Raw genomic sequence first — 15359 nt, 5'->3', positions numbered from 1 at the left:
GGGCCACTGTGCAGAAGCGTGAGGTAATCGTCAACTGCCGGATGGTTCGCCAAAACGGGTTTAGGGATGCGGGGGCAGGTTGAAATGGACGCGCAGCACGGTGGCCATGTTCTCGCGGGTGAGCGGCTTGGTGAGGTAGCCGGCAATGGGCAGCTGTTGGGCGCGGAGCTGGTCAGCGTCGAGGGTGGAGGTGGTAAGCATGACGATGACCGTATGCCGGCGCGGGGCGGCGGGTAGCTGCTGGTAGGCTTCCAGGAATTCGAAGCCGTTCATCACGGGCATGTTCACGTCGAGCAGAATGAGGACCGGGAAGGTATCCGGGGCCTCCTGGCAGCAGGCCTGCAGCCGGGTGAGGGCTTCGACCCCGTTGCCGGCCACGTGGACCGCCCGGCTCACGTTGAGGCGACTGAGGAGGCGCTGGTTGAGGAAATTGGTGGTGGCATCGTCGTCAACGAGCAGGATGGCAGGCAGCATTTTAGAGTAAACAATGAACACCAATCCGAAAAATAACCCGCCATCGCGTTCACCTGATGCCTGCCGCAGCGTTTCGACCACGTTCCGAATCCTTGCCAGTGAATCAGTATTGAGGTAAGATACTTCGGCCAGCGGACGCCACATGAAGCAGGACGTTCTTTCTATTACTTGCGCTGGCTGTGGGGCTTAACGGGAACGGGGAAAATAAAGCCGGAACGTGGAGCCGATTCCCGGCTGGCTGTCTACTTCGATGCGGCCGCCGGCATTATCGACCATCTTTTTGACCATGTAGAGGCCGATACCGGAGCCCTCGACGTGCACGTGCAGGCGCTGAAAGAGGCCGAAGAGCTTTTTTTGCTGGGCGAGGTCGAGACCGTTATCCTGTACTTCGAGCACGGTGAAGGCCCCGGCCGGGTGGCAGCGCAGCCGGAGCTGGGGTACCCGGTCGGGGTGGCGGTACTTGAGGGCGTTGCTGAGCAGGTTGAACACCACGCTGCGCAGTTTTTTTTCGGCGAAGGCCAGCATGGGGCACTCGGTCACTTCCACGGTCAGCCCAGCCCCGGTGGCCTGGAACTCGGGGCGCAGGTCCTGGCAGACGCCGGCTACCAGGGCGGCCAGGTCGACCTCAGTGGGTGGTGGGGCGTCGTGGGCGGCTTGCAGCTTGGCAATGTCGGTGAGGTGGTCGAGGGTGCGCTGGAAGCGTCCCACCGCGCCCTGCATCAGGTCGAGCAGCGGGTCAATGTCGGCCTGTGCGGGGGACACGGCCAGCTCTTCGCGCAGAGCGATGAGCAGGCCCTCAATGTTGGTAATGGGCTGCTTGAGGTCGTGCGAGGCGGAGTAGACGAAGTTGTCCAGGTCCAGGTTGGTGCGGGTGAGCTGGCGGTTGGCCGCCGTGAGCTGCTCGTTGGTCTGGGCGAGCTGTTGGCGGGCCCGTACCTGGTCGGTGACTTCGTAGGCAAACGCGAGGGCCCCGTCCACGGCCCCCTGCTCGTTGCGCCGGGCCTGGTAGGTGAAGGTCCAGAATATTTCTTCCAACGGGCCGCCCGCGTGGCGGGCCAGCAGCAGGGGCAGCTCCTGGGCCACGTAGGTTTCGCCGGTTTGGTACACCTGGTTCAGGCGAGCGAGCAAGTCTGTGCCTTCCAGCTCGGGCAGGGCCTCCAGCAACGGCCTACCAGCAGCTCCTGGCCGGGGAAAATCTGCTGGTAGGCCGGGTTCACCAGCTGGTACGTCAGAGCGGGGCCGTCGAGAATGACAATCGGGGCGGGGGCCTCCATGAACAAGTTGTGCAGCTGCGCCTGCTGGGCCTCGCGCTGCCGGCGGGCCCGCACCCGCTCGGTGACGTCGGTGGCAAAGATGGAAACCCCCACGATGTGCCCGGCTTCGCGCACGGCCTGGTAGGTGTAATCGAAGTACGTATCCCGGGGCGGCTGGCCGTCGGGTTGGGTCACGGGCAGTAGCATCTCCTGCCCGAAATACGGCTCGCCGGTCTGATACACCCCGTCGAGCAGGGCCAGAAAGCCGTGCTCCACGGCTTCGGGCAGGGCCTCGGCTACGGTGCGGCCCACCAGCTGGCGGCCGGGAAACAGCTGCTGTTGGTAGGCGGGGTTGACGTACTCGTAGCGATGGTCGGGGCCGCGCAGCAGGACAATGATGGCCGGGGTTTGCTCGAACACCTGATAAAACGCCTCGCGCTGGGCGGCGGCCTGCTCGGCGGCGGCCAGGGCCTGGGCCTGGGCCGCCTCGGCCTGCCGGCGGGCCCGCACGCGGTCCGTCACGTCAACGGTGAAGCCGAGGACGGCGTGGGGCGGCTGCTGGCCGTGGCGCAGGGGCAAGTAGGCCAGGTCCAGGTACATGTCCCACGGCTGCCCCGTGCGCGGGTCGCGGGTCTGGGCGGGTACCTCCTGCCCCGGTAGGGCTCGCCGGTGCGCAGCACCCCACGCAGCGAGGCCAGAAAGCCCTGCGCTTCGGCTTCGGGAAAGACCTCGCCCGCCGGGCGGCCCAGCATGGCCCGGCCCTGCACCCGGCGCTGAAAGGTGTCGTTGAAGAAGCCGTAGCGCAGGCCTTCGCCTTCGAAGGTGACCACGCTGGCCGGCAGGGAGGAGAGGATGCTGGTCAGGAGCTGGTCTTTTTCTTCGAGCTGCTGCTGGGCCCGCTTCAGGTCGTCGACGTCGAGGTTGGAGCCGAACCACTGCCGAGGGCGGCCCGCGGCTTCGGCGTCCGCCAACGGCTCGGGCACGCCCTGGCTGGCAAACCAGCGGTACTGCCCATCGGCCCCGTGCAGGCGGAACTCGTAGCGCCAGGGGCCGCCGCCGGCCAGGGCGGCCCCGTACTGCTCGGCCACGGCCGGCAGGTCGTCGGGGTGGATGAGCTGGGGCCAGGCCGCGGTGATGTCAGCGCCGGGCGCCATGCCGGTGTAGGCGTACCACTGGGGGCTGATGTAGAGTACCTGCCCGCTTTGGTCCGCGGTGAAGCTGGTGCTGGGCAAGCTTTCCGTCACGTGCCGCAGCTGCTGGGCCGTGGCTTCGGCTTCGTCCTAGGCATGGCGTAGGGCCTGGGTGCGCTCCAGCACGCGGGCTTCCAGGTCCTGGTTGAGTTGGGTTAGCTGGCGGGACTGCTCCTCCAGCAGCTGGCGGGCCCGCACCTGCTCGGTGACTTCCGAGGCCACTTTGATGACTCCCTGCACCCGGCCCTGCTCGTCGTGGAAGGGCTGAAAGACGAAGTTGTAGTAGGTGGTTTGCAGCTGGCCGTCGCGCCACATGGTGGCCGGCGCTTCGGCGCCGCTGACCGGCTGCCGGTGGCCACGGCCTGGGCAATGAGGTCGTCGAACCCTTGGCCGCGCAACTCGGGCAGGGCCTCCAGCAAGGGGCGGCCCAACGCCTGTTCCGGCGCGCGGTCCCAGATGGCGCACATGCGCGGGTTGGCGGCAGTGATGCGCTGGGCCGGGTCCTCAAAAAAGGCGATGGCCATGGGCGCCTGCTGGAGCAGGGCCTGAAGCTGGGCGCGCTGGGCTTCGGCCTCGGCGCGGGCGGCCTGCTCGCGGGCCTGGCTCGCGCGCAGGGCGGCTTCGGTGGCGCTACGGTCGTGTCCGGCGGTGTCGGTGAAGCTGACCACGAGCAGGTCGCCGGCGCGCTGGCCAGCGAGGTGAAAGTAGTTGTCGAGGCCGTCGTGCTGGTAGTTGACGTTGAAGCGGCCGGGCTGGCCCGACCGGAAGGTGTCGCAGTAGAAGGCGAAAATGCCCGCCTCGGCAGCGCTGGGGTAGAGCGTGAGGAAGGTTTCGGGCGGGCACGCGGGCCGGCGGAGCATCTGCTGGGCGGCGGGGTTGAGGTGCACGTAGGCCAGGTCCACTAGCTCGCCGTCCTCCTCCCCAGCCGCATATACGGGGCGAAAAAAGATGACCCCGGTGAGGGAAGTCGTGAGCAGGGCGGCCAGCACGTCGGCGGCCGTAGGGTGGCGGGTAAGGCTTCGGACATAAGGGGGGTACCACTAGGTCTTTTCGTAGCAGCGAGGGGCCAAACTTACGCTAAGCAGTTTTTGAACGAGGTCAAAAAGCTGTAACTTATTGACTGCAAAGTACCTGCCAACGCAGTGCTATAGGCAAAAGCCACCAGAAAACTAAGTCAATGTTGGTACATCGAAGTAATTGTATAATAGGTGATTGACGGCTTCTGCTGTCAGGGGCTTGGTCAGCATCGCCGTGACGGGCAGGTGCTGGTCCTCCACCAGGCCGGGGTCGAGGGGCAACGCGGTGAGCAGGACCACGACGAAGGACTGCGGCAAGGTGGGGTGCCGCCGGGCAAAGGCGCGCAGGAACTCAAAGCCGTTGCGCGGCGGCAGGTTCAAGTCCAGCAAAATCAAGGTGGGGCAGGCGGCCGTCCCGGGATGGGCGCAGCGGGCGTGGAGCACGGCCAGCGCGTCGTCGGCATTGCTGGCCACCAGCACTTCCGGGCTCCCCGGCAGCCGCTGCAACAGGCGCTGGTTGTTGTAATTCGTGGCCGCGTCGTCGTCCACGAGCAGCACGGCAGGGTGTTGGCGTTGCGGCATGAAGCGGTCAGGTAGGCCGCGTTTGCTGTAGCCGGGCGTGCATCGCCTGAATTTTCGCCCCGTCCAGCGGTTTGTGTAGCACGCCCGCCACCAAGGGGTACTGCCGGGCGCGGGCCGCGTCGGCGGGGGCCAGCGAGGAGGTCAGGACGTAGAATACGCACCGGTCCAACAGGTGCGCTTCCAAGGGTTTGAGGGCATCCAGCACGTCCCAGCCGCTGAGCAGGGGCATGTTCAGGTCCAGCAACACAAGCTGGGGCAGGGGGCCGGTGAGCACCTGCTGCCGGAAAAAAGCCACCGCTTCCACCGGCGAGACAAAGGCGGTAATCACGTCGGCAGGTTGCCCTTCGCGGCGCAGCAGGCGGGTGGTCAGAAAGATGCCCGTTGGATTGTCGTCAATGATGAGGGTATCCATCCGGTTAAGGTACGACAATTGTAAAGCGGGCACCCTCGTCCACCCGGCTATACACGGCGATGTGCCCGCCCAGGCTCTCAACGTGGGTTTTGATTAGATACAACCCCAGCCCGCGGCCGGGGCGGTGGGGATGGAACCGCTTGTAGAGCTTGAACACGTCGTCGCCCGCCTGCTCCTGGTCAAAGCCCGAGCCGTTGTCGGCGACCGTCAGCCGCGTGGGTTGCCCTGCCCCGCCCGTCGCTGTCACGGTGACGACCAAAGGCCGCTCGTCGGCGCGGTACTGGAGGGCGTTGGAGAGCAGGTTGAAAAAGATGCTGTAGAGGTAGGCCCGGTTGGCCCGCAGCGACAGGTCGGCGGGAATGGCTACCCGCACGGTGCCCCCGCACTGGTCCACCACCTCCTGCAGGTTCTGCACCACCTGCTGCACCACGTCGGCCAGGGGCACGGCCTCGGCTTCGGCGACGCTCTTCTGGTCCCGAATGGAGAGGATGGTGTTCATGTCGCGCAGCACCCGGTCGAGCTGGTGCAGGCTGGCCTGCAAGTGGGTGCGCGTTTCTTCAAAGTACGGAGAGCCCGGTTCTTCCGTGCCCAACAGGTCGGCCAGGCCCAGGGCACTGGCCAGCGGGGCGCGCAGGTTGTGCGAGACGATGTAGGTAAACTGTTGCAGGTCCTGGTTTTGGGTTACTATTTCTTGCTGCGCCTGCATCTTGTCGGTGATGTCGCGGGCAATCATGTGGACCCCGATCACGACCCCGTTTTCCAACAGCGGGACTTTCACCACGTCCCAGTGCCGGGGCGCGGAGTTGCCTTGGGCGGCGTACATGTCGAAGCGCACGGTTTTGCCGGCGAAGGCTTCTTGCAGTTTTTCTTGGAACAGGGGCTGCACCTCCGGGGGCAAAAAATCATCGTAGGGGCGGTCCACCACCCGGTCCTTGGGTTCGGCAACCAGGGCGAGAAAGGCCCGGTTGGCGTCCAGAATCGTGGCCTTTTCGTTTTGGTAGAGAATCAGTTCGGGGGTGTCGTCGAACAGGGACCGGAACCGGATCTCCGTCGTGGCAATGGGCGGGCGGGCTTTGGGGGGCATAGCGAAGTAGAGGTAAGAGCGGGCCAAGCGGACCACCCGCTACCCTTCAAAAGAGCATACGGGCCAGCAGCGGTTGGGGGCGAAATAGCCCTGTTTTTCAGGGGCCTATTCCATGGAAATGCTAATCTAACTGCGTCCCAAAAGAAGAGCGAAAACTGCCACTTTTCCCAGAGCGGAATTATAATGCTCATCTGTGCGATTACCCATCTTTGGGTGTGGTCAAACAACTAGGGTAAAACCGCCGACTCGGCCGCACAGCTGCGTACTTTTCCTGATTAGTACCCTGTCTGACAATGTGTTATCCATAGCGCGGGTAAACCAGTAGGCTTACCGTTCCTTTTCGCTACCGTCTTTCGATCGCCTTAAGGGAAGCATAAGACTAGCGGTTTTCGCTGCTCTTATGGCGCATGAGCACCTTATCACCAACACCCTAGCTGGTAAAACCTCGACTCGGCGGTTTTCCCCTAGTTGTGTAACAACACCCAGATTTACCCGACCACCTCACAAGTACCCGAATCCTGGGGGAAGACAAAGCGCTGGCCGAGCGGACCCGCTACGGGCTGCTCCGCAGCACCGGCGACAGCCAACGCATGGCGAGGCCCTCATCTTCAAAGAGGCCAATATTGTAGGGGCGCGCCGCATCCAGGCTATACGCCACGTACTTCTGCTGGTCCGCGTCCGTACGGTAGGCCGGCGTCAGGGCCGGCGAGCTAAGCACCGCCCTGCGCAGACGCTGCGGGGCCAGCCGGGCCACGGCCTGGGGGTAGAACGTCTCACCAACCCAGGCACTGCGTTCGGTCATGGTTTTCTCACGGCAACGCACTTCCAGCAGCCAGTGGTGCAGGCCTGCGGTCTCGGCAATTGCGAGCATCTGGGCATCGTCGGCCTGCCCCACGGCGAATGAGGCGTGGCTGTGCCCGCGCACAACCAGGACCTGCAAATCGGGGCGCAAGGAAAGCGTGCGGCAAGCCAGCTCCAGAAGAGAGTCCACCGGCGCAAAGGTAGGAGATCCGCTGAAACGAGCCCGCGTTTTAGGGCAATTCAACGAAGAAGGTGGTGCCTTCCTGCTCACGGCTTTCCAGCCAGATGTCGCCCCCGTGCAGCTGCACGATCTGCTTGGCAATGAATAGGCCCAGGCCCGTCGTGGCCTCCCCGTATAGGCCCGTGCGGCGGGTGGGGTTAAACTTGTCGAACAACTGGTTGTGCAGCTTGCCGGGAATGCCGATGCCCGTGTCCTGCACTGTCAGGTGAACCTTGCCTTCGTGTAGCCGCGCCCCCAGCGTGACGGTGCCCCCGGCGGGGGTGAACTTTAAGGCGTTGCCCACTAAGTTGTCGAGCACCCGGCCGAACTTGTCGGGGTGCAGGCGCCCGTGCACGGGCTCTACCGGCAGGTCCAGGACTAAGGCCACCCCCTTGTGCTGGGCAGCGAGGCGATGCCCCTCCAGGCGCGTGGCCAGATAGGCACTTAGATCCGTGGGGCGCTTGTCCAGCCCGTGCGCATCCAGGTCGCCCACGTAGAGCACGTCCTCGAGCAAGCCGGTGGCGTGGGTGCAGGCCCGCTGGATCAGGCCCAGGTAGTGCACCATCTCCGGGGGCGGCGGACCATCCCCGGCTCTCCCGGACACCTCCCGCTGCAGCAAGTCGACCAGCAGCTCGATTTGGGCAATGGGGGCCTTCATGTCGTGGGTGGCCAGCTGCAGAATCGTTTCCTGGGCGTCGTAGAGGCGCTGGAGTTTGGCTTCCATTCCCTTGCGCGCGGAGATGTCTTCCAGGATGGTATAGCCCAGTTCGCCCCCTTCGTCGGGAAAGAGCACGGAGGTGACCTGACACCAGAAGGAGGAGCCATCGCACCGTACCAGGCAGGTTTCCAGCGCGAAGGAGGGTAGCTTGTGCTCCCACAGGCGCGTTTGTAGTTCCTGCCAGTCGGCCCGGTGGGCGGGGTGAGCGAACTCAATGATTTTGTGGCCCACCAGGTCCTCCAGCTGGCCGCAGCCCAGCATGGCCACTACGGCGGGGTTGGCCTGGCGAATGGTTAAATCGGGGGTGATGATTTTCTGGCCCAGCGGGGAGTTCTCAAACACGGTGCGAAAGCGGGCCTGGCTTTGCTGGTAGCGCTCCTGCTCAGCCTCCTGGGCGGTAGCCGCTGCCTGGTCCGCGCGCAGCTCGCTGTTTTCGGCGCGCAGCACGTGGTTTGCCGCCTCGGAGGAGGTGGAGATGGGTGGGGGGATGGGCGCGTCAGACATACAGGGAGAGAAGTTACGCCTAAGGTACGGGTTTCGGCCGTGCGCCGGCACCAGCAGTACGCTCCCCTAGGTTCCGGTGGGGACTCGTCCTGGCTTTCGATACCGCACGTTCCCGCGGCTGGCCCGCCCGGAAAAGAGGCGGCCCGAAAAAGCGGCCCACTCTTTGAAGGCGCTTGAGCTCGGCGCTAACCCCCCTTTGGGGGTAGCTGGCGCCCAACACCTATCTGCCCGATGATGCGAAAGATTTCCAGTGTGCTGCTGGTCGATGATGACCCGCTCACCAACCACCTCAACGAACAACTGCTCAAAGCTCTGGGCGTGGCCGACCAGTACCGGGCGGCGACGGACGGGGTGGAAGCGCTGGACGCCCTCACCCAGCTCAGTGCCCGCGCGCAGCCCAACTGTCCGGTGTTGGTGCTGCTGGACGTGAAGATGCCGGGCATGGACGGAATGGCCTTCCTGGAAGCCTATCAGCGCTTACCCGTCGCCCAGCAACAGGCCGTGGTGATTGTCCTGCACACCGCGTCCATGAGCTCCATCGACCTAGGGCGCCTGGAGGACTTGCCCATTGCCGGTTTGGTCAGCAAGCCCCTGACCAGAGAGAAAATGGATACCATTCTCAAGCTGCACTATCAGCGCCAGTTCGCCATCACCTAGCGCGCGGACCGGGCTTCGGGCACCGGGTTCCAGTCATTGTCGAGCGAGACCCGTTTCGCGGGGACAGCCGCCCGGCCCGCCCGCTCGGGACACTAGGCGCGCTGCGGCGCGACTAGCGGCCCGTACCTGTCCGCAGATTAAACCGCTGTTTTCCTGGCCGCTGTTACCCCTTGGCTCCTGCTGCGCCGTTATGCTCCCCACTCCTTCTGCCCTCCCCCAGCCCCAGCCCGCCACCGACGAGCTGCAAGCGCTGCTGGATGTTTCCCTGACGGCCCTAACCCTGCTGCGGCCCCTCTACGGCCCACAGAGCCAGGAGCTGACGGACTTCGCCTTCGACTACCTCAATCCCGCCGGCCAGCGGCTGCTCGGACTCGCGCAGCGTCCGACCACGACCTTTCTGGCCAGCTTCCCCCGCGCCCATGACACGGGCGTGTTCGCCTTTTACCGCGGCGTACTGGAAACCGGGGAGGCCGGCCGTTTTGAAGTCACGTACGTGCACGAGGGCGTGGACACCCCGTTTTACGTGGCCGCCCGCCGGCACGGCCCGGGCCTGGCCGTCAGCCTGATTGATACGGCCGCGCACGCCCAAGCCCCCGTCGAGGTAGCGCTGCGCGCCAGCCAGGCCCGCGAGCAGCTCGCGCAGACCGACGCCCAGCACCAGCGGGCCAGCCTCGAACGGTTTTTGAGCCAAACCCAGGCCACGGTGTGCATCCTGCGCGGTCCCACCCACCGACTCGACTACTGCAATCCGGCCTACCGCCGCCTCTTTCCCAGCCGGCTGCTGCCCCTGGGGCGCCCGCTGCCGGAGGTACACCCTGACGTCAATGCCCCGGGGCTGCTGGCCCGACTCAACCACGTGTACCAGACGGGCAAATCCTATTTAGGGGTTGAGCAGCCCCTGACCATTACCCCACACGCCGGCCAGCCGCCCCGCACCCACTATTTCACCTTTTCCTATGATGCCTACCTCGAGCAGGGGCAAATCGCGGGCGTCTCCATCTTCGCCTACGACGTCACCGCGCAGGTACGGGCGAGCCAGCAAGCAACCCAGGCCGCGGCGGAGCTGCAGCTGCTGACCGCCAACGTGCCGGTGTTCCTGTTTCGCACGGACGCCGCCGGGCACCTAACCTACGTCAACGAGGCCCTCTTTGCCTGGTCGGGCCTGTCCCCTTCGATGTCCAACCTCGACGAGGTCTGGCGCACCGTGCACCCAGAAGACACGCTGGCGCTCACGGCCGCGTTTACGGCCTCCCTGGCTGCCCGGCAGGCCTGGGAAAGCCCAGTGTACCGCATCCGCCGCCGCGACGGTGAATACCGCTGGTCCCTCACCCGCACTCAGCCCCTGCTCCAGGCTGATGGCCAACTCATCGGCTACAGCGGCGTCAACGTCGAAATTCACGACCAGGTTGAGATGCAGCGGCAGCTGGCCCGGGTCAATAGCGACCTGGATACCTTTATGTATACCGCCTCGCACGAGCTCAAAACCCCCCTTACCAACTTAGAAGGCTTACTCTACGCCCTGCAGGAGGAATTGCCCCCCGCCCTCAACCAGGGGGAACTCGTGCCGCCCCTGCTGGCGCTGATGCAGCAGTCCCTGGACCGCTTCCGCCTGACCCTGGCCCAGCTAACCGACATCTCCAAGCTCCAGCGGGCCCACGCGCCGCCCGCCGAAGCCGTGGACTTGGTGGCCCTACTCGACGATATTCGCCGCGAGTTGGGCCCCCTCGTGACGGCCTCCGCGGCCCACCTGACGGTCGAGCTCACGACTAGCCCCAGGGTCTGCTTCGCCCCGAAGCATTTGCGCACTATCGTATATCAACTACTCAGCAACGCGCTCAAGTACTGCGCCCCTGACCGCGCGCCCCGCATCGCTGTGCGGGCCTACGAGCAGCCGGGCTACGCGGTGCTGGAAGTGCAGGACAACGGCCTGGGCCTCGGCCCGGCGCATGTGTCCCAGCTGTTTACCCTGTTCCGGCGCTTTCATGACCACGTGGAGGGCACGGGCATCGGCCTGTACATGGTCAAGCGCCTGGTCGACAACGCCGGGGGCCGGATAGTCGTCCAGAGCGAGCTCGGCGTCGGTACGATCTTTTCCGTGTTCTTTCCTCGTTAGGGGCGGCCGCAAGCCCGCCGGTACCACCTACTTACTCTATCCCTACAAGTAGGGTGTTGTTACACAACTAGGGGAAAACCGCCGACTCGGCCGTTTATTTGCCTAATTTTCCTGTTTGGTGGGGTGCTTCTTCCAAACGGTAGCGGTGCTCACACGTAGCGAAAGGTAAGCGCGAAGAATCCCCTGTAGGTCTGCGCCCCCGGTAGCACTTGCGAAGGGTGCCCACCAGACGTTGACGCTCACTGGTCGAGCCAGCGCCGAAACTCAGGGGTTTGGGCAGTGCTCGTCAGCAGCACCACACTGGCCGGCCCGCGCAGCTTTACCGCCAACCGTTTATTGAAGTAAGGCTCGGCCCGCTCAATGAAAGCGACGTTGACCAACTCCGAGCGGTTGAGGCGCGCGAAGCGGCGCGGGTCGAGCTGGCGCTCCAACTCCGTGAGCGTGCCGTTGAACGGGTAGCGCCCACCCACTGCGTCCACGGCAAAGGTGACGCCCTCGTCGGCTTGCAGATAGGCGACTTCCTCCACGGGCAGCAAGTAGAGCCCCTGGCGCTGCCGCACCGAAAAGCGCTGCCGGTATTCCGGGTGGCCTACTTGCCGCAACGCCTGCTGCAAGGCCCTCAGCACCGCCGGGCTCAGGGAGGGCGGCGCGTCGGTGAGGCTGGCGGGGCGGAAGTGACTTTTCAACTCCTCATACTTGGCCAGGGCCTGCTGGAACTGCGCGTAGTCGAAGGGCTTGAGCAGATAGGCAATACCGTGGTGCTGGAAGGCGGGCAGCAGAAACTGGTCGTAGGCGGTGGTGAAGATGACCGGGCACTTCACAGCCACCTGCTCGTAGAGGGCAAACACGTTGCCATCGAGCAACTCAATATCGGAAAAAATCAGGTCGGGCATGGGGTTGGCTTGCAGCCAGGCCAGCGCCTTGGCCACGCTGCGCACCACCGGCTGGGCCACCGGGGCCAGGCCGGCCCGCGCCAGGAAGGCTACCGTCTGGCGGGCGGCCAGCGATTCGTCTTCCAGAATCAGTATTGTCATCGGGCCAGCGAGGGGGAAGGAGGAGATTGTGCAGGTCGGGCCAGCAGCGGCACGGCCACGGCGAAGTGGTGGGCGGTGTGGGTGATGGCAATGGGCTGGCCCACCAGCAGGCGGTAGCGCTCGCGCAGATTGGCCAGGCCCGTGCCCAGCGAGTCGATGGGCGTGAGTTTGGGCCGGCGCGGGTGCTCCACCACCAGCGAGGTGGCCGTGGCCCGGATGGTAATCAGCAGCGGCAGCTCCTCGTCGCCGACGTTGTGCTTGAGCACGTTCTCGACCAGCAGCTGCAAGGTGCCGGGCACGACCAGCAGCCGGGCCGGGTCGCCGGCCGCTGCCAGGTCTTGCCGGAAGGCGTAGGCCGCGCCGAAGCGGTGTTGCAGCAGGTAAAGGTAGGACTCGGCAAACCGGAGCTCCTCGGCCAGCCCCACTAGGTCGGCGACCCGGTGGCGCAGCAGCGTGCGGTACAGGGCCACAAACTCTGTCAGAAACTGGTCGGCCTCGGCGGGGTCCACTTGCAGCAGGCCGCGCAGCACGTTGAGGTTGTTGAAGAGAAAATGCGGGTCGAGCTGGGCTTTGAGCGTACGCAACTCGCTTTCGGCCTGGGTCTGGCGCAGGTGCAGCAGCTTGTGTTGCGCCGAGAAGTAGCGCTGGCCGGTGAGCAGCACAGCCAGCAGCCCGTAGCTTTTGGCGTGGGCCACGGCCCCCAGCACCACCTGCGCCCCCGCCAGGTTGGGGGCGTGGCCGCGCAGGGCGCTGTAGAGCCCCAGATACGCCGCGCCGCTGACACCCACAAAAACCGGCACCAGCCCCAGCGCCCACCGCCGCCGGCGCAGCAGCAGCGGCAGCAGCCGGCCCACCACCAGGGCCACCGTGACCGTGTCGAAGAGCACCGTGGCCCCGACCATAGGTAGGGCCGTGCGCCAGCCCCCGCTGGTTTCGGCCGCGTACTCTACCAGCAATATGGGGGCCACCACCAGCCAGTAAGCCGCTACGAGCAGTCCGTCCGAGCGCGTAAGTCGTGGGGCCTGCAGCAAGGTGTTCATGGGGAAGTAGTAGGGAAGGCCGGGCGCAAGTTGCACCCGAATCCGGCAAAGGAGAAGGGAACGTGCGGCGGGGCGTCAGGGCTGGAGCGGGCGCAGGGCCGGCGAGTTGCGCACCAGCAGCAGGTACTGCACGTAGGCCGTGGCCGGCAGGTCGGCCCGGAACTGCATGGCCTGGCCCAGCGGCGCGCCCAGCGGGTAGCTGACCTGGATGGGCTGGCGGCGGGTCGCGGCGGCCGGGGCCGCCAGGTCGAAAAGGGTTGTGCTGCCCGGCTGGGTGCGCTGCTTCAACTCGGGCATGCCCGCCAGCAGTACCAGCGGCCCATCGTGGTTGAACTGGGTGGTCGAGGTGTAGCGGTGGCCCTTCTCCTGCACCGTAGGCGGCAGCTAGGCGCTGGTAGGCAGAAGAATGGGGTGTACAAGAAACGGAGTGTGCGCCGTCGCAATAACGACCGAATCAACGCGGTGCATTTCACGCCAGAGGTCATTGCGATACTCGGTAGAGCAGCACTATATATACTCACGTCACGGCCCCACAGCATCCGTCTGCTACACGTCTGTAGCAATAGCATACTTGGGGATAACGCCCAAGCTTAAACAGCTGTAGGCCAGAAAGGTAGCAGATATTTTAACTCCTGAATGTACACTAATTGAATTGGATTTGGAAACAAAAAGTGATAATTTATCTATAAATATTTCGATAATGCAGGAGGTATTGATTCGATTACGTATACAAGCCTAAAAATGGTATAAATCATAGCAAAGCATCGTAGCCCAGCTTAATAATGTGCCGCAGGCGACTACCAGAAACAGCATCATATTGGTGTAATCGTTTGGGATCGTTAAAAACTGCCGGACTGCAACTGGGGATCTTCTTGCCAATGGGCGGCTGTACCCGCGAAGCTCTCCAGTAGGAGGTTATCAAAAAAGATAGCTTCAAAATACCCGTCAAAAGGAAATGCAAAGCAATCCAGCGAAGAGGGCGTTTGTAGCCCCTCCGACACGGGTTAGGTGATGATTACGCGCTTTGACTCGGTGGTGCAGATCACCTCCGCTACATTTGAATTCACAGCTTAGAAAATGGCTGGAGAAGGCCCCGAAACGGGGTGCATTACCGCTGGGTACTTTGACCTGCGCTACCCGCAATAGCGTAGGAGTTACGCAGTTGGGTTTTCGTATTTTAGGGAATGAACGCGCCCAAGGTCAAAGCAGAGGATTACATCCAGTTTTTAGTAGCCAGTCCAGCCTCGGTGAGCGGCACAGAAGCCGCCCGCATGCATCCGACTAGCACGGGCCTGGTGGCCCACGATTCGTTTACGCGCCTGTTGCACCGCCTGGAGCCGGACGCGGCCACGCTCTGGCAGGAAGCGCAGGCCCTATAGGGCCCGATGCGGGCGTGCTGGTGCTGGACGATACGACGCTCGACAAGCCCTATGCCCATAAAATGGGCTTGGTCACGCGCCACTGGTCGGGCAAGCAGCACGCGGTGGTGCAGGGCATCAACCTGCTCACGCTGCTGTGGAGCGACGGGCAGCGGCTGGTGCCGCTCGACTACCGCCTCTACGACAAGGAGTACGACCAGTTCACGAAGAATCACCATTTTCAGCACCTGCTGCAGGCAGCCCGGCAGCGCGGGCTGCACCCGCAGTGTGTGCTCTTCGACAGTTGGTACGCCAGTCTGCCGAACCTGAAGCAGGTGCGGGCCTGTGGCTGGCGCTGGCTCACGCGCCTGCACAAGAACCGGCTGGTCAACCCTGACGGGCAGCAGTTGCGCCCGCTCAGCGCCTGTATCGTGCCTGCCGGTGGGGCCCGCGTCTGGCTCAAAGGCTACGGCTTTATCCGCGTGTCCCGGTTGGACGCCCCAGACGGCGGCACGGACGCGGCCCAGTACTGGGCTAGCAGCGAGCAGCGAGCCGGAACTGTGCGAGGCGGAGCGCAAGCCCCTGGCGGACCTGGCCTGGGGCATCGAGCAGTATCACCGGGGCCTGAAGCAATGTTGTGGGGTGGAGAAAGCCCAGGTACGCGCTGCCCGCGCCCAGCGCAACCCCATTACCTGTGCCCTGCGCGCGTTTCTGCGCCTGGAAGCACAGCGCCAACAAACCGGCCGCAGCTGGTACGAGGTGAAGAAAACGCTGCTCCGCGACGCGATTCGCGCCTATTTGCTTCACCCGACCTACTTCCTCTCCCCGGCAACTGCGTAACTCCTATAGCGTTGAATAGAAGCTATTGCCGTGCTGCTTGTTGTATAATGCCTTCTATACTTA

At 64.3% G+C, this 15359-nt stretch carries 15 protein-coding genes and 1 pseudogene; 3 read left to right on the top strand and 13 right to left on the bottom strand.

Going from position 1 to position 15359, the window contains the following annotated elements:
* Positions 1-60 precede the first annotated feature (60 nt).
* From B9A24_RS17825 to B9A24_RS17780, 10 genes are all read right to left on the bottom strand, one after another.
* Complete coding sequence (locus B9A24_RS17825) at positions 61-618, bottom strand: response regulator (protein WP_234997486.1); 558 nt, start codon at positions 616-618, stop codon at positions 61-63.
* Positions 619-660: 42 nt separating this feature from the next.
* Positions 661-1638 carry a sensor histidine kinase gene (locus tag B9A24_RS17820; protein WP_084447371.1) on the bottom strand — a complete coding sequence of 326 codons (978 nt, stop codon included), beginning with the start codon at positions 1636-1638 and terminating at the stop codon, positions 661-663.
* Complete coding sequence (locus tag B9A24_RS17815; protein WP_143435025.1) at positions 1587-2327, bottom strand: PAS domain-containing protein; 741 nt, start codon at positions 2325-2327, stop codon at positions 1587-1589. The genes B9A24_RS17820 and B9A24_RS17815 overlap by 52 nt, the downstream gene beginning before the upstream one ends.
* Positions 2246-2980, bottom strand: coding sequence for a PAS domain-containing protein (locus tag B9A24_RS17810; RefSeq protein ID WP_084447369.1), 735 nt, complete (start codon positions 2978-2980; stop codon positions 2246-2248). The genes B9A24_RS17815 and B9A24_RS17810 overlap by 82 nt, the downstream gene beginning before the upstream one ends.
* A 92-nt stretch (positions 2981-3072) precedes the next feature.
* The gene (locus B9A24_RS17805) at positions 3073-3906 is read right to left on the bottom strand and encodes a PAS domain-containing protein (protein WP_084447368.1); all 834 of its coding nucleotides are present in this window, start codon (positions 3904-3906) and stop codon (positions 3073-3075) included.
* A 180-nt stretch (positions 3907-4086) separates the two neighbouring features.
* Positions 4087-4515, bottom strand: a complete 429-nt coding sequence (locus B9A24_RS17800) for a response regulator (RefSeq protein WP_084447367.1) — start codon at positions 4513-4515, stop codon at positions 4087-4089.
* Positions 4516-4522: 7 nt separating this feature from the next.
* Positions 4523-4927, bottom strand: a complete 405-nt coding sequence (locus B9A24_RS17795; protein WP_084447366.1) for a response regulator — start codon at positions 4925-4927, stop codon at positions 4523-4525.
* Positions 4928-4931: 4 nt separating this feature from the next.
* The gene (locus B9A24_RS17790) at positions 4932-6011 is read right to left on the bottom strand and encodes a sensor histidine kinase (protein ID WP_143435023.1); all 1080 of its coding nucleotides are present in this window, start codon (positions 6009-6011) and stop codon (positions 4932-4934) included.
* Positions 6012-6564: 553 nt separating this feature from the next.
* The gene (locus B9A24_RS17785; RefSeq protein WP_143435022.1) at positions 6565-7002 is read right to left on the bottom strand and encodes a hypothetical protein; all 438 of its coding nucleotides are present in this window, start codon (positions 7000-7002) and stop codon (positions 6565-6567) included.
* A gap of 40 nt (positions 7003-7042) precedes the next feature.
* Positions 7043-8254: a PAS domain-containing sensor histidine kinase gene (locus B9A24_RS17780; RefSeq protein ID WP_084447363.1), complete on the bottom strand. Its 1212-nt coding sequence runs from the start codon at positions 8252-8254 to the stop codon at positions 7043-7045.
* Between the two features lie 231 nt (positions 8255-8485).
* Between B9A24_RS17780 and B9A24_RS17775 the strand changes: the two genes are divergently transcribed.
* Together B9A24_RS17775 and B9A24_RS17770 are read left to right on the top strand one after the other, a co-directional pair.
* Positions 8486-8911 (top strand): response regulator, encoded by a 426-nt coding sequence (locus B9A24_RS17775; protein WP_234997484.1) that lies wholly within the window; start codon positions 8486-8488, stop codon positions 8909-8911.
* Positions 8912-9101: 190 nt separating this feature from the next.
* Positions 9102-11024, top strand: a complete 1923-nt coding sequence (locus tag B9A24_RS17770) for a PAS domain-containing sensor histidine kinase (RefSeq protein WP_084447362.1) — start codon at positions 9102-9104, stop codon at positions 11022-11024.
* Positions 11025-11263: 239 nt separating this feature from the next.
* On the opposite strand, the gene B9A24_RS17765 is transcribed toward B9A24_RS17770, so the two are convergent.
* The 3 genes from B9A24_RS17765 to B9A24_RS17755 form a co-directional block, all read right to left on the bottom strand.
* Entirely contained in the window at positions 11264-12058 is a 795-nt protein-coding gene (locus B9A24_RS17765; RefSeq protein ID WP_084447361.1) for a LytR/AlgR family response regulator transcription factor, read from the bottom strand.
* A complete protein-coding gene (locus B9A24_RS17760; RefSeq protein WP_084447360.1) occupies positions 12055-13098 on the bottom strand; it encodes a sensor histidine kinase in 1044 nt (347 codons plus the stop codon). The genes B9A24_RS17765 and B9A24_RS17760 overlap by 4 nt, the downstream gene beginning before the upstream one ends.
* A 75-nt stretch (positions 13099-13173) precedes the next feature.
* Complete coding sequence (locus B9A24_RS17755) at positions 13174-13470, bottom strand: hypothetical protein (RefSeq protein ID WP_084447359.1); 297 nt, start codon at positions 13468-13470, stop codon at positions 13174-13176.
* Positions 13471-14282: 812 nt separating this feature from the next.
* On the opposite strand from B9A24_RS17755, the pseudogene B9A24_RS17750 reads away from it, so the two are divergent.
* Positions 14283-15296 (top strand): annotated as a pseudogene (locus tag B9A24_RS17750) (IS701 family transposase).
* The last annotated feature ends 63 nt before the right edge of the window (positions 15297-15359 follow it).

It is taken from the genome of Hymenobacter roseosalivarius DSM 11622 (genome assembly GCF_900176135.1).
In the GTDB taxonomy this organism is placed as follows: domain Bacteria; phylum Bacteroidota; class Bacteroidia; order Cytophagales; family Hymenobacteraceae; genus Hymenobacter; species Hymenobacter roseosalivarius.
Note: the sequence above shows the minus strand (reverse complement) of the source record. Positions and strands in the feature narration are given on the sequence as shown.